17 protein-coding genes are annotated in these 18204 nt (G+C 71.6%); 12 read left to right on the top strand and 5 right to left on the bottom strand.

Annotated elements, in window-relative coordinates; all coding sequences use genetic code 11:
* Positions 1–119 precede the first annotated feature (119 nt).
* Positions 120–578: a Ros/MucR family transcriptional regulator gene (locus tag AC3IF3_RS06360; protein WP_243969108.1), complete on the top strand. Its 459-nt coding sequence runs from the start codon at positions 120–122 to the stop codon at positions 576–578.
* On the opposite strand, the gene AC3IF3_RS06355 is transcribed toward AC3IF3_RS06360, so the two are convergent.
* Both AC3IF3_RS06355 and AC3IF3_RS06350 read right to left on the bottom strand, forming a co-directional pair.
* Positions 503–3163, bottom strand: a complete 2661-nt coding sequence (locus tag AC3IF3_RS06355) for an MGH1-like glycoside hydrolase domain-containing protein (RefSeq protein WP_489227871.1) — start codon at positions 3161–3163, stop codon at positions 503–505. The genes AC3IF3_RS06360 and AC3IF3_RS06355 overlap by 76 nt on opposite strands.
* A gap of 111 nt (positions 3164–3274) precedes the next feature.
* Positions 3275–3949: an HAD-IA family hydrolase gene (locus tag AC3IF3_RS06350; protein WP_243969103.1), complete on the bottom strand. Its 675-nt coding sequence runs from the start codon at positions 3947–3949 to the stop codon at positions 3275–3277.
* A 186-nt stretch (positions 3950–4135) separates the two neighbouring features.
* On the opposite strand from AC3IF3_RS06350, the gene trpA reads away from it, so the two are divergent.
* From trpA to AC3IF3_RS06330, 4 genes are all read left to right on the top strand, one after another.
* Entirely contained in the window at positions 4136–4975 is an 840-nt protein-coding gene (trpA, locus tag AC3IF3_RS06345) for a tryptophan synthase subunit alpha (RefSeq protein ID WP_489227868.1), read from the top strand.
* A gap of 81 nt (positions 4976–5056) precedes the next feature.
* Positions 5057–5953 carry an acetyl-CoA carboxylase, carboxyltransferase subunit beta gene (gene accD, locus AC3IF3_RS06340; protein WP_243969247.1) on the top strand — a complete coding sequence of 299 codons (897 nt, stop codon included), beginning with the start codon at positions 5057–5059 and terminating at the stop codon, positions 5951–5953.
* Between the two features lie 10 nt (positions 5954–5963).
* A complete protein-coding gene (locus AC3IF3_RS06335) occupies positions 5964–7289 on the top strand; it encodes a bifunctional folylpolyglutamate synthase/dihydrofolate synthase (RefSeq protein WP_489227866.1) in 1326 nt (441 codons plus the stop codon).
* A gap of 223 nt (positions 7290–7512) precedes the next feature.
* Positions 7513–8352 (top strand): outer membrane protein, encoded by an 840-nt coding sequence (locus AC3IF3_RS06330; RefSeq protein WP_489220158.1) that lies wholly within the window; start codon positions 7513–7515, stop codon positions 8350–8352.
* Positions 8353–8461: 109 nt separating this feature from the next.
* Here AC3IF3_RS06330 and trxA read toward each other — a convergent pair whose 3' ends face one another.
* Positions 8462–8785, bottom strand: coding sequence for a thioredoxin (gene trxA, locus AC3IF3_RS06325; protein WP_010682902.1), 324 nt, complete (start codon positions 8783–8785; stop codon positions 8462–8464).
* A 243-nt stretch (positions 8786–9028) separates the two neighbouring features.
* A complete protein-coding gene (gene addA, locus AC3IF3_RS06320) occupies positions 9029–12520 on the bottom strand; it encodes a double-strand break repair helicase AddA (RefSeq protein WP_489227864.1) in 3492 nt (1163 codons plus the stop codon).
* Positions 12521–12635: 115 nt separating this feature from the next.
* Between addA and minC (AC3IF3_RS06315) the strand changes: the two genes are divergently transcribed.
* The 7 genes from minC (AC3IF3_RS06315) (at position 12636) to AC3IF3_RS06285 (ending at position 16702) form a co-directional block, all read left to right on the top strand.
* A complete protein-coding gene (gene minC, locus AC3IF3_RS06315; protein WP_489227863.1) occupies positions 12636–13388 on the top strand; it encodes a septum site-determining protein MinC in 753 nt (250 codons plus the stop codon).
* A gap of 184 nt (positions 13389–13572) precedes the next feature.
* Complete coding sequence (locus AC3IF3_RS06310; protein ID WP_489227861.1) at positions 13573–13851, top strand: CopG family ribbon-helix-helix protein; 279 nt, start codon at positions 13573–13575, stop codon at positions 13849–13851.
* Positions 13852–13956: 105 nt separating this feature from the next.
* Positions 13957–14130: a type II toxin-antitoxin system RelE/ParE family toxin gene (locus AC3IF3_RS06305; protein ID WP_243972990.1), complete on the top strand. Its 174-nt coding sequence runs from the start codon at positions 13957–13959 to the stop codon at positions 14128–14130.
* 451 nt (positions 14131–14581) lie between these two features.
* Positions 14582–15310 carry a septum site-determining protein MinC gene (gene minC, locus AC3IF3_RS06300; RefSeq protein WP_489227859.1) on the top strand — a complete coding sequence of 243 codons (729 nt, stop codon included), beginning with the start codon at positions 14582–14584 and terminating at the stop codon, positions 15308–15310.
* A gap of 28 nt (positions 15311–15338) precedes the next feature.
* Complete coding sequence (gene minD, locus AC3IF3_RS06295) at positions 15339–16154, top strand: septum site-determining protein MinD (protein ID WP_243972986.1); 816 nt, start codon at positions 15339–15341, stop codon at positions 16152–16154.
* Entirely contained in the window at positions 16151–16492 is a 342-nt protein-coding gene (gene minE / locus AC3IF3_RS06290) for a cell division topological specificity factor MinE (protein ID WP_243972984.1), read from the top strand. The genes minD and minE overlap by 4 nt, the downstream gene beginning before the upstream one ends.
* Positions 16493–16564: 72 nt before the next feature.
* On the top strand, positions 16565–16702 hold the full coding sequence (locus tag AC3IF3_RS06285) for a hypothetical protein (protein WP_243972982.1): 138 nt from the start codon (positions 16565–16567) through the stop codon (positions 16700–16702).
* 18 nt (positions 16703–16720) lie between these two features.
* Here the strand turns inward: AC3IF3_RS06285 and AC3IF3_RS06280 are convergent, their stop codons facing one another.
* A complete protein-coding gene (locus tag AC3IF3_RS06280; protein WP_489227857.1) occupies positions 16721–18157 on the bottom strand; it encodes a cytochrome P450 in 1437 nt (478 codons plus the stop codon).
* Positions 18158–18204 lie beyond the last annotated feature (47 nt).

Here is an 18204-nt window from a genome sequence, read left to right as displayed (position 1 = left end):
CTGTGAGATAAATCGCGTACTAGTTGTGTCTCCGGGCTGGCTGCGGAACGCTGTCGGCGGAGGCACACGAAGGTACGGATGCAGCCCTGTCGCTCAGCGCCAGGACGGAGGAGACGGCCATGCCGACCACGTCGCCGAGTGTCGAGCTCGCCTCGAAGATCCTCAGCGCTTACGTCACGCGGAACAGCGTGCCCGCGGACCTCCTGCCGGATCTACTCACCACGGTCCACAGCTCGCTCCTGGCCCTGGACCGCCCGATGCCGCCGCCGGTCAGGCGTCCGACCGAGGCGCAGATCCGGGCCTCGATCCGGCCCGACGCGCTCGTCAGTTTCGAGGACGGGAAACCCTACAAGACCCTGCGGCGCCACCTGACCCTCCGCGGGCTCTCGCCGGAGGCCTACAAGGCCAAATGGGGCCTGCCGGTCAATTACCCGCTGGTCTCGGCCGATTACAGCGCCCGCCGCTCGGATATCTCGCGCCAGATCGGACGCAACCAGCGGCTTCAGATCAAGGTCGCATCGGGCGCCGTCGAGACCTCCTGGATCAGCAGCGCCACGAGCCCCGACCACCCGGTCTGATGGGAGGCGCCCACGCCCCGGCCGGTATCACCGTCGTAATACTCGTAGAACAGGACGAGATCGCGGAAATGCGGGTCGTCCTGTTCGAGCCGGCTGTCCCCGTAGACCGGCCGGCGCCCGACCGGACCGCGGGTCGAGAGGCCGATCAGGCGCCGTGACAGCGCGACGGCGATCTCGCGCAGGGCGTAGCTCCGTCCCGAGCCCGTGGGCGCCTCGACCCGGAAATCCGGGCCGTAATAATCGTGGAAGCGGTTCAGGGCGGCGATGAGCAGGTAGTTGACCGGCATCCAGACCGGCCCGCGCCAGTTCGAATTGCCGCCGAACAGACGGGAGCGCGATTCCGCGGGCTCATAGGCGAGGCCGAGATCGCGGCCGTTCCACGTGAAGCAGAAGGGTGTGTCGGCGTAGGCGCGGGAGACCGCGCGCAGGCCGTGATCCGAGAGGAATTCTCCGGGGTCGAGGGCCCGGCGCAGCAAAGCCTTCAGCCTGTGGCCGCGCAGCAGCGAGAGCAGGGCGGTCTGGCCCTGGCCGGGCTCGTTCCAGCGCGACACCAGGGCCGCGAGGTCCGGGCGGTTTTCCAGGAAGAACCGCATCCGGTCGCGCAGGGCGGGCAGCTTGTCCAGGTCGTGCTCGCTGATCGTCGCCACCGCGAAGATCGGGATCAGCCCGACCAGGGTGCGCGCCCGGATCGGGAGGCGCGCGCCCTCCCGGGTCTCGATGACGTCGTAGAAGAAGCCGTCCGCCTCGTCCCAGACCCCGTCGCCCGTCGCGGCGGCGATCAGGAGGAAATGCTCGAAGAATTTCTCCGCCAGATCCTCGTAGGTCGGGTCCCGGAGCGCCAGCTCGATGGCGATGCGCATCAGGGTGAGCGCGTAGGCGGCCATCCAGGCGGTGGCGTCGGACTGGGTGAGGGTCGCCCCGTCGCCGATCGGCTTCGACCGGTCGAAGATGCCGATATTGTCGAGGCCGAGGAAGCCGCCCTGGAACAGGTTGCGGTCGTCGGCATCCTTGCGGTTGACCCACCAGGTGAAGTTCAGGGTCAGCTTGTTGAAGACGCGCTTAAGGAACACGTGGTCCGGCGTGCCGGTGAGGGCCCGGTCCAGCTCGAACACCCGCCATGCGGCCAGCGCGTGGACCGGCGGGTTGGCGTCCCCGAACCCCCATTCGTAGGCCGGCAGCGCCGCGTTCGGGTGGGCATAGGCCTCGTCGACCAGGAGCAGGAGCTGGTTCTTGGCGAAGTCGGGATCGATCAGCGCGAAGACGATCGCCTGGAGGGCGAGGTCCCAGGAGGCGAACCAGGGATATTCCCAGGCATCCGGCATCGAGATGATGTCGTTGGCGCGCAGATGCGCCCAGTCGGCGTTGCGGCCGCGCCGGCGCTCGGGGGCGGGGGGCGGCTGGGCCGGATCGCCCGCCAGCCACTCGCGCACGTCGTAATGGTAGAGCTGCTTCGACCACAGCATGCCGGCAAGCGCCTGCCGTTGGACGAGGCGCATCTCGGGATCGGCGATCGGGGCCTGGAGGGCCGCGTAGAAGGCGTCCGCTTCCGCCTCACGCGTCGCAAAGACGGCGTCGAAATTCGCGAAGGGCTCCCCCGGCGCGGTCTCAGGCCGCAGGCGCAGGCGCAGGGTGCGGGACTCGCCGGGGCCGAGATGCAGGGCGTAGCGGGCCGCGCATTTGGTGCCGGAGAGCCGGTTGACCGCGGCTCCGTCGCCGCCGACCACGCAGCGGTCGATGCCGTCCTTGTAGAAGCCCTCGGCCGGGCCCGCGCCGAACAGGCGGTGCGTGTTGGTCTCGTTCTCGGTGAACAGCAACTCCGCCGCGCCCTCGGCGAAGAAGCGCATCGGCGCCATCTCGGGATGGCGCGCCCAGGCCGAGCCGTCGGCGCCGGCCGTCAGCTCCGGCTTCGCGGCGCCCGGTTTCCAGGACCAGACGTTGCGGGCCCAGAGCTGCGGCAGCAGGGTCAGATCCGCCGCCTCCGGCCCGCGGTTGGTGGCGGTGACCCGCATCAGGATGTCGTCGGGCGCCGCCTTGGCGTAGGCGATTTCGACGTCGAAATAGCGGCCCGCGTCGAACAGGCCGGTCTCGAGCAGCTCGAATTCCGGCTCGTCGAGGCCGCGGCGGGCATTCTCCGCGACCAGGCGATCATAGGGAAACGCGGCCTGCGGATACTTGTACAGCATCCGCATGAAGGCGTGGGTCGGGAGGCCGTCGAGGTAGTAGTAGAGTTCCTTGACGTCCTCGCCGTGGTTGCCCTCCTGATTGGTCAGGCCGAACAGGCGCTCCTTCAGGATCGGGTCGCGGCCGTTCCACAGGGCGAGCGACAGGCACCAGTTCAGGTGCCGGTCGCCGAAGCCGCCGATCCCGTCTTCGCCCCAGCGATAGGCCCGGGAGCGGGCATGGTCGTGGGGCAGGTAGTCCCAGGCGTCGCCGCCCGGGCTGTAATCCTCCCGGACGGTGCCCCATTGCCGGTCGCTGAGATACGGCCCCCAGCGGCGCCAGGCCGGGTCCGCGCGCGCGGCGGCGAGCCGGAGGCCCTCGGCGGTCTCGAAAAGGCTGTTCGGCACGCCGTTGGGCTCTGTCATCGGCTCGCGGATCCCGGCACTCGTCCGCCGGATAGTGCCGTGCGGCGCCCGGGGAAAGTCAACGGTGCCGCCGGACCGACGCGTCGGCCCCAGGATCCGCGGATCCCACCCTCATGCGGACGCAGCAGCGTCGATCAGGCGGACCCCGTCCGTGGCGGCATCGATGCGGAGCCGCGTATAATCGCGGATCGCGGCGTGGCGGGTGCGCAGCGGCGCGGGATGGGTCGCGGTCACCACCACCACGGCCGCGCCCGCCGCCTCGGCGGCCTCGATGCCGGCCGGGGCGTCCTCGAAGATCAGGCTATCCGCCGCCGCGACGCCGAGCCGCTCGGCCGCCTGCCGGAAGCAATCCGGTGCCGGCTTGCCGCGGGTCACGTCCTCGGCGGCGACCATGAGGGCCGGCACCGGCAGGCCGGCGGCCGCGAGGCGGCGCTCCGCCAGCGCCCGGGGCGCGGAGGTCACGATCGCCCAGCGGGACTGCGGCAGCGCCGCGACGAGCGCCCGCGCGCCCGGGATCTCGGTAACGTCGCCGACATCGTCCATTTCGGCGCGGGCGATCGCGGCGGCCTCGGCCTCGGGATCGACCCCCGGCAGGCCGAGACGGCGGATCGTCTCCACCGAACGGACCCCGTGGATCGTGGGCAGGAAGCGCGCGACGTCGAGGCTGTGGGCCAGGGCCCAGCGGGACCAGACCCGCTCCGCCGAGGCGATCGAGCTGATCAGCGTGCCGTCCATGTCGAACAGGAACGCCGCGAAACGGCGCGTCGGGAGGCGAGTGTCGGTCATGCGGGACGGCTACCGGGGCTCCGTGCCCCCCGCAATCCGGCCGCGCGCAGGGGCGGGTCCCGTTTCGGTCTCCGATCCCGGAGCGGGCCGCCGAGGGCGCCCGCTTCACGGGCCCTCGGCTTTGGTGTAGCGCGGGGGCAACCCCGGGTCCGTGACGGCCCCGCAACCCTGAACACCGCCCGCCCCATGCCGAGCCGCATCGACGCCACCTTCGCCCGCGCCCGCGCGGAGCACCGGGCCGTTCTCGTCACCTACGTGATGGCGGGCGACCCCGATCCCGCGACCTCCCTGGAGGTCCTGAAGGCCCTGCCGGGGGCGGGCGCCGACATCCTCGAATTCGGGCTGCCCTTCACCGATCCGATGGCCGACGGCCCGGCGATCCAGGCGGCGGGCCTGCGGGCTCTGAAGGCGGGTCAGACCGTCGCCGGCACCCTGGACCTCGTGCGCCGGTTCCGCGCCGGGAACGACACCACACCCATCGTGCTGATGGGCTACTACAATCCGATCCACACCTACGGTGTCGCGCGCTTCCTGGACGACGCCGTCGCGGCTGAGGTGGACGGCCTGATCGTGGTCGACCTGCCGCCCGAGGAGGATTCCGAGCTGTGCCTCCCGGCACTCGCCAAGGGGATCGCCTTCATCCGCCTCGCGACGCCCACCACGGACGAGCGGCGCCTGCCGGCGGTGCTCGCGAACACGGCGGGCTTCGTCTACTACGTGTCGATCACCGGCGTCACCGGCACGGCGACGCCGGATTTCGGCAAGGTCTCGGAGGCGGTGGCGCGCATCCGCCGTCACACCGATCTGCCGGTCGTCGTCGGCTTCGGCGTCAGGACCGGTGCCCATGCCGCCGCGATCGCCCGGGGTGCCGACGGCGTGGTGGTGGGCTCGGCCCTGGTGGACGCGCTCGTGCGGTCCCTCGATGCCGAGGGCCGGGCGGGGGCCGGGACCGTTCCGGCGGTGGCGGAGCTGGTGCGGGAGCTCGCCGAGGGCGTGCGGTCTGCCGGCGTCGAGCGGGCGGCCTGAGCGGCGTCTGCGGCAGACCCTGGCGGCGGCGCGCGCGCCACCTGATATCAGCACGGGCTTGAAGCGGACGGACGCGTGGCGATGGTCGAACCGATGAACTGGATCTCGGAGGTGGTGCGCCCCCGGATCAAGACCCTGTTCAAGCGCGAGACGCCCGAGAACCTCTGGGTCAAATGTCCCGATACCGGGCAGATGGTCTTCCACAAAGAGGTGGAGGCCAACCACTGGGTCATTCCGGGCTCCGAGCATCACCTGAAGATGAGCGCCCAGGCGCGCCTCAAGATGATGTTCGACGAGGGCACCTGGATCGACGTGGCGTTGCCCGAGGCCGCCGTCGATCCCCTGAAGTTCCGTGACGAGAAGCGCTACGTCGACCGGCTCAAGGAGGCCCGCGCCAAGACCGGGATGCAGGACGCGTTCAAGATCGGCTTCGGCCGGGTCGGCGGCCTGCCGATGACGCTCGCCGCACAGGAATTCGGCTTCATGGCCGGGTCGCTGGGCATGGCGGCCGGCGAGGCCTTCGTGCGCGGCGCCGAGACGGCGCTGGAGAAGCGCACGCCCTACGTGCTGTTCGCGGCCTCCGGCGGCGCGCGCATGCAGGAGGGCATTCTGTCGCTGATGCAGATGCCCCGGACCACCGTGGCGGTGCGGCGGCTCAACGCCGCGCGCCTGCCCTACATCGTGGTGCTGACCAACCCGACCACGGGCGGCGTCACCGCCTCCTACGCCATGCTGGGCGACGTGCACCTCGCCGAGCCCGGCGCGCTGATCTGCTTTGCCGGCCCCCGGGTGATCGAGCAGACCATCCGGGAGAAGCTGCCGGACGGGTTCCAGCGGGCGGAGTACCTGCGCGAGCACGGCATGGTCGATCAGGTGGTTCATCGCCACCAGCTCAAGGAGACGATCGCCCGCCTGTGCGGCCTCCTGACCAACGTCGCCGAACCGGTCGCGCCGGTCTCGGCCGCCGAGGCGGCTTGAGCCCGACGCGATGGCCTCCTCCGATGCCCTGATGGCGCGATTCCTCGCCCTGCACCCGCGCACGATCGACCTGTCGCTGGGCCGGATCGAGCGGTTGCTCGCGCGGCTCAACCATCCGGAGCGGCGGCTGCCGCCGGTGATCCACGTCGCCGGGACCAACGGCAAGGGCTCGACCATCGCGTTCATGCGGGCGATCCTCGAAGCGGGCGGACTGGCGGCGCATGTCTACACCTCGCCGCACCTGGTCCGGTTCCACGAGCGGATCCGCATCGGCGGGATCGGCGGCGGGCAATTCGTCGACGAGGATCGCCTCGCGGACGCGTTCGCGCGCTGCGAGACCGCCAATGCTGGCGAGCCGATCACGATGTTCGAGATCACCACGGCGGCGGCGCTGGTGCTGTTCTCGGAGAGCCCGGCCGACGTCCTGCTGCTCGAGGTCGGCCTCGGCGGCCGGCTCGACGCCACCAACGTGATCGCGGAGCCCGCCTGTGCGGTGGTCACGCCCATCGGCCGCGACCATGCCGAGTATCTCGGCGATACGGTCGAATCGGTGGCCACCGAGAAGGCTGGGATCTTCAAGCGCGGCTGCCCGGCGGTGATCGCCGCCCAGGATTATGCCGAGGCCGACGCCGTGCTGTGCCGGCGCGCCGAGGCCGTGGGGGCCGGCCCGATCCTGGTCGGCAACCAGGATTTCTCCGTCCACGAGGAGCGCGGCCGCCTCGTCTACCAGGACGAGACCGACCTGTTCGACCTGCCGCGGCCGCGGCTCGCCGGCCGGCATCAGCTGGTCAATGCCGGCACGGCGATCACGGCCTTGCGCGCCGCGGGCTTCGGCGACATCGGCACGAAGGCCCTCGAGAAGGGGCTCACCGAGGTCGATTGGCCGGGACGGCTCCAGCGGCTGGGCCGCGGTCGCCTCGCCGGGCAGCTCGATCCGGGCACCGAGCTGTGGCTCGACGGTGGCCACAACATCGACGGCGGCCGCATCCTCGCCGCCGCCATGGCCGATCTCGGCGAGCGCAGCGACGTGCCGCTCGTGCTGATCGTCGGCCTGCTCGGCACCAAGGACGCCGACGGCTTCCTGCGCAACTTCGTCGGATTGGCGCGGGCGCTCATCGCGGTGCCGATCACCGGCACGATGGCCGCGCGTCCCGCCGAGGAGGTCGCCCGGATCGGCGAGGGCGTCGGTCTGTCGACCTACGCGGCACCGAGCATCGAGGCCGCGTTGGCGATGGTGAAGGACATCGCCTTCGAGCGGCCGCCCCGGATCCTGATCTGCGGCTCGCTCTACCTGGCCGGCATGGTCCTCGCGGCCAACGACATGCCGCCGGTCTGACGCCGCCGCACCGGGCCGCGAGCGGCGATTATCAATACTCTCCCTCGACAACTCACGAATTTTTGAGGGTCGGAATTCGAATGTCGTCGATTCGCCGTAATTGGCCGGTCGAAAATGGCCGAACGGTCACGCTTTCCCCCCGCTGTGGCAGACAAGCTACATCCTTGGCGAGGTCGATCGCCTAGTTTCCCGATCGATCGAGCCAATGCTGGGGATCACAGTAATGAAGACGCTTATCACCTCTCTTGCGGCATTCACGGCGCTCACCGCCGCCGCTTCCGCCGCCGACCTTCCGCGCCGCGCTGCCCCGCCGCCGGTGTTCACCCCCGTGCCGGTGTTCACCTGGACCGGCGCCTACTTCGGTATCAACGCCGGCTACGCGTTCGACGCCAGCAGCCGCAGCAACAACAACTCCACCTTCGGCGTCCCGGCCCCCTACGCCACCGCCGGCACCACCGCCACCTTCGGCAACCGCAGCCAGGACGGCTTCTCCGGCGGCGCCCAGATCGGCTACAACTACCAGTTCACCCCGGGCTCGGGCGTGGTCGTCGGCATCGAGGCCGACGCCCAGTACCTCGACTTCGGCCGCAGCCGGAACAACGCCTTCATCAACGGCGCCCTCGCCCCCGGCTACTACGTCACCGACCCGCGCGGCCTGTCGAGCCTCGACTACTTCGGCACCGTGCGCGGCCGCCTCGGCTACGCCTTCGACCGCACCCTCGTGTACGGCACCGGCGGCTTCGCCTACGGCTCGGGCAGCGCCGACCGCTCCTTCGGCGGCTACGCCGGCAACGACAGCTTCCGCACCGGCTACGCGGTCGGCGGCGGCGTCGAATTCGCGCTCCCCACCGAGTCGTTCCTGAACTTCTTCCGCTCCTCGGCCGTGACGCTCAAGGTCGAAGGCCTGTACGTCAACCTCGACCGCAACACCCGCAACCAGGGCGCGTTCGTCATCAACGCCGCCAGCAACTTCCCCGCCGTCTACAGCAGCGGCATCGGCCGCCGCTCCGACGAGTTCGCCGTCGTCCGCGCCGGCCTGAACTACAAGTTCGGCTCGTACTAAGACCGGACGAACGGTCCCGGGCATCGCCCGGGACCGCAGGAAACGGGTCCCGAAATCGAGAAAGCCCGGCCTCGCGGCCGGGCTTTCTCGTCGTGTTCAGTCGGTGCGCTCAGGCGGTCTGGGCGCCGATCCAGCGGGACAGATCGCCCTTGGGGGCGGCGCCGACCTTCTGGTCCACCCGCTCGCCGTTCTTGAACAGCAGCAGCGTCGGGATCGAGCGGATGCCGTACTGGGCGGCGATCTGCGGGTTCTCGTCCACGTTGACCTTGGCGATCTTCACCTTGCCCTGCAGGTCGGTGGCGATCTCCTCGAGCGCCGGGCCGATCTGACGGCAGGGGCCGCACCACTCAGCCCAGAAATCCACCACGACGGGCTCGGCGGACTTGAGAACGTCCTGCTCGAAGCTCGCGTCGGTTACCTTCACCGTCGCCATAACGTCACCTTTCGGAAGTCGCCGCCCGTCGGGCGGCGTCGGACGGGCAGGGGCCCGCGCGGTTCCGTCAGAATTGGCGACGGCCCGCCGCCCGGTCAAGAAGCCGGCTCCGCTGCGAGCGGGATGCCGAACCGCTTGCGCAACCGGCCTGTGCGCTGGCGCATGTGCCGCACCGCCGCCGCGGACAGCAATGGCGCCGCCACGCCTGGTCCGAGGGCGGATCCCGCCGCGGCGCGAAGTGGCTCAAGCCGCGATCCCGGCCCGCGCGAGCGCCGCCGCGATGTCGTCCGAATCAAGCATCCGGATCACCGGGCCCGAGGTCCAGATCAGCATCGGGCGCACCGTCCGGCCGGGATAGATCTGTCCGAGGAGCCGCGCGTAGAGGGCGATCTGGCCGGCCTCGGCGGGGGGCAGCGGCTCGTCCGCCTCCGGCGGGCGCCCGGTCTTGAAGTCGGCGATCCGGACGGCGTCGGCCGTCACCGCGAGCCGGTCGACTCGCCCCTGGACCGTCCGCTCGGTGCCGCCCGCCTGCACGCGCCCGGCGAGGCTGACCTCGGCCCGGGCATCGGGCGCGAAGAGGGGCGCCAGTTCCGGATCGTCGATGATCCGCAGCACCGATCGGACGATCGCGTAGGAGGCAGGGCGGGGCAGCCCGGGCGCCCGCGCCCGCACGAAGGTCAGCCCGGCCGCCTCCCGGCGCGCCGGCTCGACCCGGGGCAGGTGCTGCAGCAGGGCGTGGATCAGGATGCCCCGCCGCCGGGCCTGGGCGTCGGCGAGGCGCGGCGGCGGCACCCGGGCGCCGTCCGCGGCCTGGAGCGCCCCCGACGGATTCAGCGGCGCGACCTCCGGCTCCGGCGGCACGGGGCTGCGCAGCCAGCCGGGCTCCGGATCCCGGGGGGCGGGCGGGGGCGGGGTCTCGCGTGCGCGGGCCGCCTCCTCACCCTCCTGCCACAGGGTCGCCGGCCCGTAGGACTGCTCCACGATCCTGCCCGCCCCGAGCGTCGCTTCGAGGCCGGCCCGGATCATCCGGCACCACGCCGTCTCGGTCTCGCGCTCGTGGCCCCGGAAGGGCGCCACGATCAGGCGGTCGGCGGCCCGGGTCATGGCCACATAGAGCAGGCGGTTGTGCTCCTGCCGCGTCCGGGCGAGCAAGGCCGCGCGGGCCGCCTCGGTGGCGGCACAATCCTGCGTCTTGCCGCTCGACCAGACCGGCGGCACGGCGGCACCCGGCTCAGGCAGCGGCAGGAGCGGCGGATCGTTGCGGCCGAGGGGTTCGCAGCCGTCGAGGATCACCACGACCGGCGCCTCCAGGCCCTTGGCGCCGTGGACCGTCATGACCCGGACCTCGTCGCGCCCCGAATCCAGGTCGCGCTTGACCGTGTGCCCGGCCTCGGCCCCGACATAGCGGGCCAGGAAGCCACCCAGCGATGGGGCATCCTCGCCGGACTCGGCCAGGGCGGCGGCGGCCAGGAACACGTCGATGGCGTCGCCCGCCTCGCCCCCGAGCCGGGCGACCAGCTTGGCCCGTCCGCCCAGGGGGCCGAGGAGCCGCGCATAGAAGCCGAACGGGCCGTGGCTGCCCGCCAGCGCAATCCATTCCGACAGGGCCGCGATCCCCCGGGCCGCCGCCGGATCGCCGGAGGCGGCATGGCGGTGCAGGGCGTCCTCCAGGGTCTCCGACAGGTCCCGGCGGGCGGCGATCCGGACCAGATCCGTGTCGGTCAGCCCGACGAGCGGCGTCTTGAGCGCGGTGGCGAGGGTCAGGTCGTCGGCCGGCAGGAGCCCCGCCCGGCCGGCGGCCACGAGGTCGGCCACCGCGATATGGGCCGAGACCTCCAGCCGGTCCTGCCCGGCCACCGGCACGCCGAGGCCCTTCAGGGCGCGGATCACCTCCTCGAAGGCCGGCCCACGCTTGCGGACCAGGATCAGCACGTCCCCGGGGCGCCAGACCCGGCCCGTGGCGTCGCCCCCGGTGATCCAGCTCCGCACCGCCTGCGCCACCCGGCGGGCGGTGACGATGGCCGGCGCGCTGGTCTCCGGCGCGTCCACCGGGGCGGTCCAGGCGTCGGGCTCGGCCGCTGGCTCCGGCTCGGCGATCGGCCACAGCTCCACGGCCCCCGGCGCCCCCGGGCGGGCGCTGGCATGCACGGTCCGGCGCACCGTATCCTCGAAGGACAGGCCCTCGTTGTGCGCGTCTAGGGCGAAGACCGCGTCGACCGCCCGGAGAACCAGGCTCGTCGAGCGGAACGACAGGGTCAGCGGCACATCCTCGAAGGTCAGGCCGGCCGCGCGCGAATCCGCGATCCAGGCCGCCCGGGTCAGGGCGAATTCCCGCGGCTCCGCGCCCTGGAAACCGTAGATCGACTGCTTCGGGTCGCCCACCGCGAAGCGGGTGCGGCCGCCGGTGCGCGCGCCCTCGCCGGCGGTGAATTCCTGGGTGATCGCCCGCAGGATCGCCCATTGCTCCGGGTTGGTATCCTGCGCCTCGTCCACCAGGACGTGGTCGATGCCGCGATCCAGCTTGTACAGGACCCAGCCGGCGCCGACCCGGTCGAGCAGATCGAGGGCCTTGTGGATCAGGTCGTCGAAGTCGAGGGCGCCGAGCCGCGCCTTCTGGGCCTCGACCCGGCGGTGGATCTCGGCGGCGAGCTGGAACAGCGCCTGGGTCCGGGCATGGGCCCGGGCGGCGCGCAGGCGGTCGAACAGCGGCTCCAGCCGGTCGCGCTCGGCGATCAGCGCGTCCTTGGCGGCGGCCGGGACGCCCTTGGTGCCGAGGCTGCCATCGGCCTTCGGCTCGTCCTTCTGGGTGAAGAACACGGCCCGGTACAGGGCCAGGGCCTCGGCGCGGTCGGGCAATCCGGCGGCGCGCGCCCGCTCGGATTCCGCGGCCGCGAGGGCGTCGGCCAGTTTCTCGTCATTCGCCTTGCCGGTCCGGAGCGCGGCGATCAGGCCGGCCCGGTCCTCCGGCCGGCAACCGGGGCCGCCCTCCAGGATCGCGGCCTCGATCCCTTCGGCGGTCTCCTCGGCGGGGAGCCCCAGCGCCCCGTGCAGGCGCGCGAAGGCGTGCTCCAGGCCGGCCCTGTCGCCGATGAAGCTCCGCGCCCGCATCGCGGCGCGGATCGCCGTTCGCAGGGCATCGCCCGTGGCTTCGGGGGCGACCCGCGCCAGGGCGGCGCTCAGCGGCGTGTCGCCGTTCGAGACCGCGTCGCCCAGGACGTTGGCCATCTCGATCTCGAAGATCTCCCGGGCCTTGGTCTCGTCGAGCACCACGAACCGGGCCGGGACGTTCGCCTCGAACGGGAACATGTGCAGCAGCCGCTCGCACAGGGCGTGCAGGGTCTCGATCTTCAGGCCGCCCGGGGTCTCGACCGCCCGGGCGAAGAGCCGCCGCGCCATCCGAAGGCGTTCCGCGTCGGCGCGCTCGCCGGTGAGCGCGGCAAGTTCAACCGCGAGGGCGTCGTCGTCGAGGGTCACCCAGCGCCCGAGGAGCCGAAAGACCCGGATCGCCATGTTGGCGGCCGCCGCCTTGGTGAAGGTCAAGCATAGGATCCGCCCGGGCGGGGCGCCGTCGAGCAGCAGCCGGACCACCCGGTCGGTGAGCACCTTGGTCTTGCCGGCGCCGGCATTGGCCGAGACCCAGACGGAGGCGCGCGGATCGGCTGCCCGGCGCTGGTTCGCCTGGGTGAGGGGATCGACGACGAAGGGGGTGATGGCGTGGGTGCGGGCGCTGCTCAACGGTCCGGTCCGGCTCGACTGCCGTCTCTCTCTACAACAGAAACGGCCCGGGGGCCCGCGCAGGGCGTCACACCGGGCGTTGTGGGATTGCCCCGGGCGCGGCGGCGCCGCATGGATGCAGGCGACCCTTCCGCGACGCCGATATACGCCCGTGACCCAGCCGACATCCGAGCCGGCGCGCCCGCCGATCCGCTTCCGCGGCCGCTCCTTCATGGCCACCGTCCTGGCGCCGGTGCCGCCCGTCGCCGACTGGCTCGGCGATCTCGACGCCCTGAACCGGCGCGCGCCCAACTTCTTCGCCGGCCGCCCGGTGATCCTCGATCTCGCGGGCCTGCGGCTGACGCGGGAGGATCTCGATGGCTTGCTGGCGGATCTCGCCGCCCGCAACATCGCCATCCTGGGTGTCGAGGGGGCGCCGCCGGCGCTCCTCGGATCCGGGGCGCCCCCGGCCCTGTCGGGGGGGCGCCCGGCCGGCGAGATCGCCACGCCGGGCGAGGAGGCTGCGCCGGCCGAGGCTCCGCCCAAGGAAACCGTCCGCTCGCTGATCCTCGACGCGCCGGTGCGGTCGGGCCAGACCGTGCTGCATCTCGAAGGCGACGTCACGGTGCTCGGCGCCGTGGCCTCGGGGGCCGAGGTGATCGCGGGCGGCTCGATCCACGTCTACGGCGCCCTGCGCGGCCGGGCGATCGCGGGCGCCGCCGGCAACCCGACCGCGCGGATCTGGTGCCGCCGCTTCGAGCCGGAACTCGTGGCGATCGACGGCCTCTACCGCGCCGCCGATGACCTCGACCCGGCCTTCCGCGGGCAGGCTGTCGAAGTGCGGCTCCTTGAGGATGCGATCAAGCTCAACCTGTTCGAGCGGGGGTGAGCGGAGCATCGAGACCGCCGACCGATCGGCCGCGGCCCAGGGGTCCTTCACCGCGCCCGCCCGGACGGTTTCGCCGTCTGAAGGCCAGCATCCCGACCGTCGGAACGCTGGGCGTCCCAAGCCGTGGACCGGCCGTTCGCACGGGCATAGTGGTCCGAGGTATTACCTCAGCAGCGGGCCTATCATGGCCGCGCTGACCTCGATCAAACCCGACGACACCCTGAAAGGCCGGGTCCAGCATCTGGCCGAGATCCGCCGCCGCGCGCCGCATTGGATCATGCGTGAAGCCATCATGCGGTACGTCGAGCGTGAGGAAAAACGCGAATTGCTGCGGCAGGAAACGTTGAAGGCCTGGGACGACGCCCAGGCGACCGGCCTTCACGCGACAGCCGAGGAGGTCGAGACCTGGCTGGCGAGCTGGGGGACTGAGGTCGAGCTGCCGCCCCCGGAATGCCACACGTAGTCTTCGCCGCCAGGGCACTCCGTGACCGCGAACGGCTCCGGGCGTTCCTGCGTCCAAAGAATCCCCCGGCTGCCAAACGTGCCGGTGAAGCGATTATTCAGGGGGGTGCAGGATCTGCGCGCGCATCCCCGAATGGGCCGGCGGATCGAGGACCTGCCCGAAGAAGACCGGGACTGGCTGATCGATTTCGGGGACAGCAATTATGTGGCCCGCTATCGCATCGACGACGATGTGATCACGATCCTGGCCGTGCGGCATCAGAAGGAGGCGGGTTTTTAGGACCCGTTGCCGCGACCGGTTAAGCCGATCCTTCAGCGCGTTCGTCGGCGGAGCCCGACCCCCAGAGAGTTCACCAGTTCGCGGGCCTTAGATCCCGCGAGTCGCCGAATAAAACTTTCAATCGCAGAGCGCGAGACACGCCACGTTTCAGCTGGTCGCTCATTCTCGCTCTGGGGCCGCCCCGGCGGCATGCTGAACGAGGGCGATCTTGAGAAATGCTCGGCCCGGGAACGGCTTAGGCGATCCCGACGCGGCCCGTCGATACGCCGGGTCGGCGCACGGCCTTGGGAAGATCGCAAGTTGTAGAGTGCGCTCGGTCGCGCCTCCGCCCGCAGCGGAGTGTCCGCCGATACCAGGATCCCGGCAGAATTTGCCGACCGGATCCAAACCTTAACCCTTCGGTAACCATACCCCCCGTCAATGGTCCGGTAAGGACTCTTAACGGGCCGACATGAGCGACACCCTCACCGAGCCGACCGACCCGGAGACCGCCCCCGCGGCGGCTCCTTCCGCGCCCCGGCCGCTCAGCCTGCGCGGGCGGGCCTTCAAGGCCCTGGCCCTCTCCCCCGAGCCGCCGCTCCCCGAGTGGCTCGCGGGCCTCGACGCGGTCCTCAAGCGCTCGCCGACCCTGCTGAAGGGCCGGGCCGTGATCCTGGACTGCGCCCAACTCAACCCCGAGCCGGATGGCCTCGAGATGCTGATGCGTGAGCTCAAGGCCCGCGGCATCGCGGTCCTGGGGATCGAAGGGACCGACCGGGCGGTCGACGCCCTGCCGCCGCTCCTCGTCGACGGGCGCCCGTCCGACCGGGTCGAGATCCCCGCCGTCCCGGCCGAGCCGGCGCCGCAGGTGGTCACCTCGATCACCGTCGAGGGCTCCGTCCGCTCCGGCCAGAGCGTGATCAACCCGACCGGCGACGTCACCGTGATGGGCTCCGTCTCCTCGGGCGCCGAGATCCTGGCCGGCGGCTCGATCCACGTCTACGGCGCCCTGCGCGGACGCGCGATCGCCGGAGCCGCGCGCAACCCGCGCGCACGAATCTACTGCCGCAAGTTCGAACCCGAGTTGCTGGGGATCGACCGCCTCGTGCGGACGGCGGAGGACATGGGCACGGCCCTGCGCGGCAAGGCCGCTCAGGTCTGGCTCGATGGCGGCAACATCCGAATGGCAAGCTTGGACTAGCAAGCTCTGGATCAAGGGAGATCGACGCGTGGCAAAGGTTCTCGTCGTCACATCGGGCAAGGGCGGCGTCGGCAAGACGACGACGACCGCGGCCCTCGGAGCGGCCCTGGCGCAGGGCGGGCAGAGCGTGTGCGTCGTCGATTTCGACGTGGGCCTGCGCAACCTCGACCTGATCATGGGTGCGGAGCGCCGGGTCGTCTACGACCTGATCAACGTGGTCAACGGTGACGCCAAGCTCTCGCAGGCGCTCATCAAGGACAAGCGGGTCGACACCCTGCACCTGCTCCCGGCCTCGCAGACCCGCGACAAGGACGCGCTCACCGATGCGGGCGTCGCCCGGGTCATGGAAGAGCTCCGCGAAAAATTCGACTGGGTGATCTGCGATTCCCCGGCCGGCATCGAGCGGGGCGCCCAGCTCGCGATGCACCACGCCGACGTGGCGGTGGTCGTGACCAACCCCGAGGTCTCCTCGGTGCGCGATTCCGACCGGATCATCGGCCTGCTCGATTCCAAGACGGCCAAGGCCGAGAAGGGCGAGGAGATGGAGAAGCACCTGATCCTCACCCGCTACGACCCGTCCCGGGCCGACCGCGGCGACATGCTCAAGACCGAGGACGTGCTCGACATCCTGTCGATCCCGCTGCTCGCCATCATTCCGGAGAGCCAGGAGGTGCTGCGCGCCTCGAACCTCGGCTGCCCCGTCACCCTCAACAACCCCCTCTGCGCCCCGGCCCGCGCCTATGCCGACGCGGCGCGCCGGCTGAAGGGCGAGGAGGTGCCGATGAGCCTGCCGGTCGAGCGCAAGTCGTTCCTCGACAAGCTGTTCATGCGGAGGGCGGCATGAGCATCCTGGGGATCTTCCAGAAGCGCAATTCCGGCACCGTCGCCCGCGACCGCCTGCAGCTGATCCTCGCCCATGAGCGGGCCGAGTCGGGGCGTCCCGACCTGGTGATGCAGCTCCGCGACGAGATCCTGGCGGTGATCGCCAACCATGTCTCGGTGGAAGCCGACAAGGTGAAGGTCACCCTGGAGCGCGGCGAGGGCGTCTCGACCTTGGGCCTCGACATCGAGCTTCCGCTCGGCGTCTCGGCCAAGCTCGATGCGAAGCTGGCGGCCAAGCTCGCCGAGGTCGCGGCCAACAAGGGGGGCTCGAAGTCGGCCTCCTCCAAGAAGGCCGCTTGAGCCGGGCCGGGATCGGCCCCGCCGGCCTACCAGAGTGCGCGTCGCGCCCGGTCCGCCGGGTGCGGCTTCGCCATGTCGGAGCCTCCGCCGAACCGCGACCCGACCCGTCCGCGCCACGTCTCCGTCGGGGAACCGAACGCCGACGAGCGCCTGCTGGACGCGTCTCGCGCGCAGGTGAAGTCCGGCCGCTGGCCGATGCGCGGCCGGTGACTGCGACGATCACCCACCTCAGGGCCTGACCGGATCCCGCGGGATCAGCCGGAAGCGGGCTGCCCTGTCCGGCTGGGTCGTGACCACCGCCTGCGGCAGCACCGGCTCGTGGTCGTCCAGGACGAGGCGGAACCGGACCAGCAGCAGCGCCAAAGCCAGCACCGCCTCGCTGAGCGCGAATTGCGCGCCGATGCAGACGCGCGGACCGGCGCCGAAGGGTAGATAGGCGAAGCGCGGCGGCGTCGGCGCGCCCGGCAGGAAGCGGCCGGGATCGAAGGCCTCCGGATCCGACCAGAGCGTCCGGTGCCGATGGAGGACCCAGGGGCTCACCATCACGATGTCGTTCTTGTTCACCGGGTGGCCCGCCACGGTGTCGGGGCCGAGGGCCCGGCGGACCACCACGAAGGCTGCCGGGTACAGGCGCAGGGTCTCGTCGATGACCGCGCGGGTCAGCGGCAGCCGCCCGTCGCCCTGGCAGCCGGTCGGGTCGGCGAGATCGGCGCTGCGCGCCTCGGCGGCGACGCGCTCCTGCATCTCCGGGGCCAGCGCCAGCAGGTAGGCGGCCCAGAACAGGGTGCCGGCCGTGGTCTCGTGGCCGGCCAGGATCATCGTGGCGACTTGGTCGCGCAGTTCGGCCGGGGTGAAGGCGGCGCCCGTATCCGGATTGCGCGCCGCTGTGAGCAGATCCAGCAGATCCCCGGAGCCGGCATGGGACCGGTCCGCCTGCTGGCGCGCCGCGATGATGCGGTCGAGGAACGGGATCCAGCGGCGGCGGAAGCGCGCCCGCGCCCAGTCGAGCGGGACCGGCCAACCCGGCGGCGTCACGATGTCGAGCAGGTGCGGCCGGCCCATCCGCACCGCATATTCGGCGATGAACCGGCGCAGCTCGGCGCCGTGCTCGTCCATGCCCACCGAGAACATGGCGCGGCCCGCCACTTCGAGGGCGAGCCGGTAGAAGGCATTGAACAGGTCGACCGGCCCCGCCGCGGCCTCGGCGGCGATGTGATCCAGCCCCTCCGTCACCGCGGCCGCGATGTGGGGCACGAGGCCGTCGATCGCCCGCGGCGTGAAGGCCGGTGCCAGGGTCCGGCGCTGGTGGCGCCACGCCGCGCCCTCGCTGATCAGGAGCCCGTCGCCCAGGATCGGGCGCAGGATCCGGGTCGTGCCGGTGGTGCGCGCGTAGTTCGCCTGATTGTCGACCAGGACCCGGCGGATCGCCTCCGGGTCGTTGAGGACGAAGCTCCACCGGCCGAGCAGGCCCCGGCGGCTCACCGGCTCCTCGTAGGCGCGCCGGGGGAAGCCATCGAGGCCGTTGTCGCGGATCGAGCGCAAATAGGCCGCGATCGGCAGCTCGCGCTCCGGCGGTGCCCGGTGCGGCGGCACCACGCGGGGCAGGCCCGCGAGGCTCGGGGTCGTCCGGGCCTGGGTCACGGTCGCGTCCGAAAGAACGGGCATGGCGCCATCCTGTGCCGGAGACGGGCGGACCTGTAAACCGCCGCGCG

It is taken from the genome of Methylobacterium sp. J-118 (assembly GCF_057836565.1).
Note: the sequence above shows the minus strand (reverse complement) of the source record. Positions and strands in the feature narration are given on the sequence as shown.

Coding starts and splice junctions, on each gene's coding strand:
- AC3IF3_RS06310 (WP_489227861.1), top strand. CDS start 13,573: ATGGCCGCGCTGACCTCGATCAAACCCGACGACACCCTGAAAGGCCGG.
- trxA (WP_010682902.1), bottom strand. CDS start 8,785: ATGGCGACGGTGAAGGTAACCGACGCGAGCTTCGAGCAGGACGTTCTC.
- minC (WP_489227859.1), top strand. CDS start 14,582: ATGAGCGACACCCTCACCGAGCCGACCGACCCGGAGACCGCCCCCGCG.
- AC3IF3_RS06335 (WP_489227866.1), top strand. CDS start 5,964: ATGGCCTCCTCCGATGCCCTGATGGCGCGATTCCTCGCCCTGCACCCG.
- AC3IF3_RS06360 (WP_243969108.1), top strand. CDS start 120: ATGCCGACCACGTCGCCGAGTGTCGAGCTCGCCTCGAAGATCCTCAGC.
- accD (WP_243969247.1), top strand. CDS start 5,057: ATGGTCGAACCGATGAACTGGATCTCGGAGGTGGTGCGCCCCCGGATC.
- AC3IF3_RS06280 (WP_489227857.1), bottom strand. CDS start 18,157: ATGCCCGTTCTTTCGGACGCGACCGTGACCCAGGCCCGGACGACCCCG.
- AC3IF3_RS06330 (WP_489220158.1), top strand. CDS start 7,513: ATGAAGACGCTTATCACCTCTCTTGCGGCATTCACGGCGCTCACCGCC.
- minC (WP_489227863.1), top strand. CDS start 12,636: ATGCAGGCGACCCTTCCGCGACGCCGATATACGCCCGTGACCCAGCCG.
- AC3IF3_RS06285 (WP_243972982.1), top strand. CDS start 16,565: ATGTCGGAGCCTCCGCCGAACCGCGACCCGACCCGTCCGCGCCACGTC.
- AC3IF3_RS06350 (WP_243969103.1), bottom strand. CDS start 3,949: ATGACCGACACTCGCCTCCCGACGCGCCGTTTCGCGGCGTTCCTGTTC.
- trpA (WP_489227868.1), top strand. CDS start 4,136: ATGCCGAGCCGCATCGACGCCACCTTCGCCCGCGCCCGCGCGGAGCAC.
- minE (WP_243972984.1), top strand. CDS start 16,151: ATGAGCATCCTGGGGATCTTCCAGAAGCGCAATTCCGGCACCGTCGCC.
- AC3IF3_RS06355 (WP_489227871.1), bottom strand. CDS start 3,163: ATGACAGAGCCCAACGGCGTGCCGAACAGCCTTTTCGAGACCGCCGAG.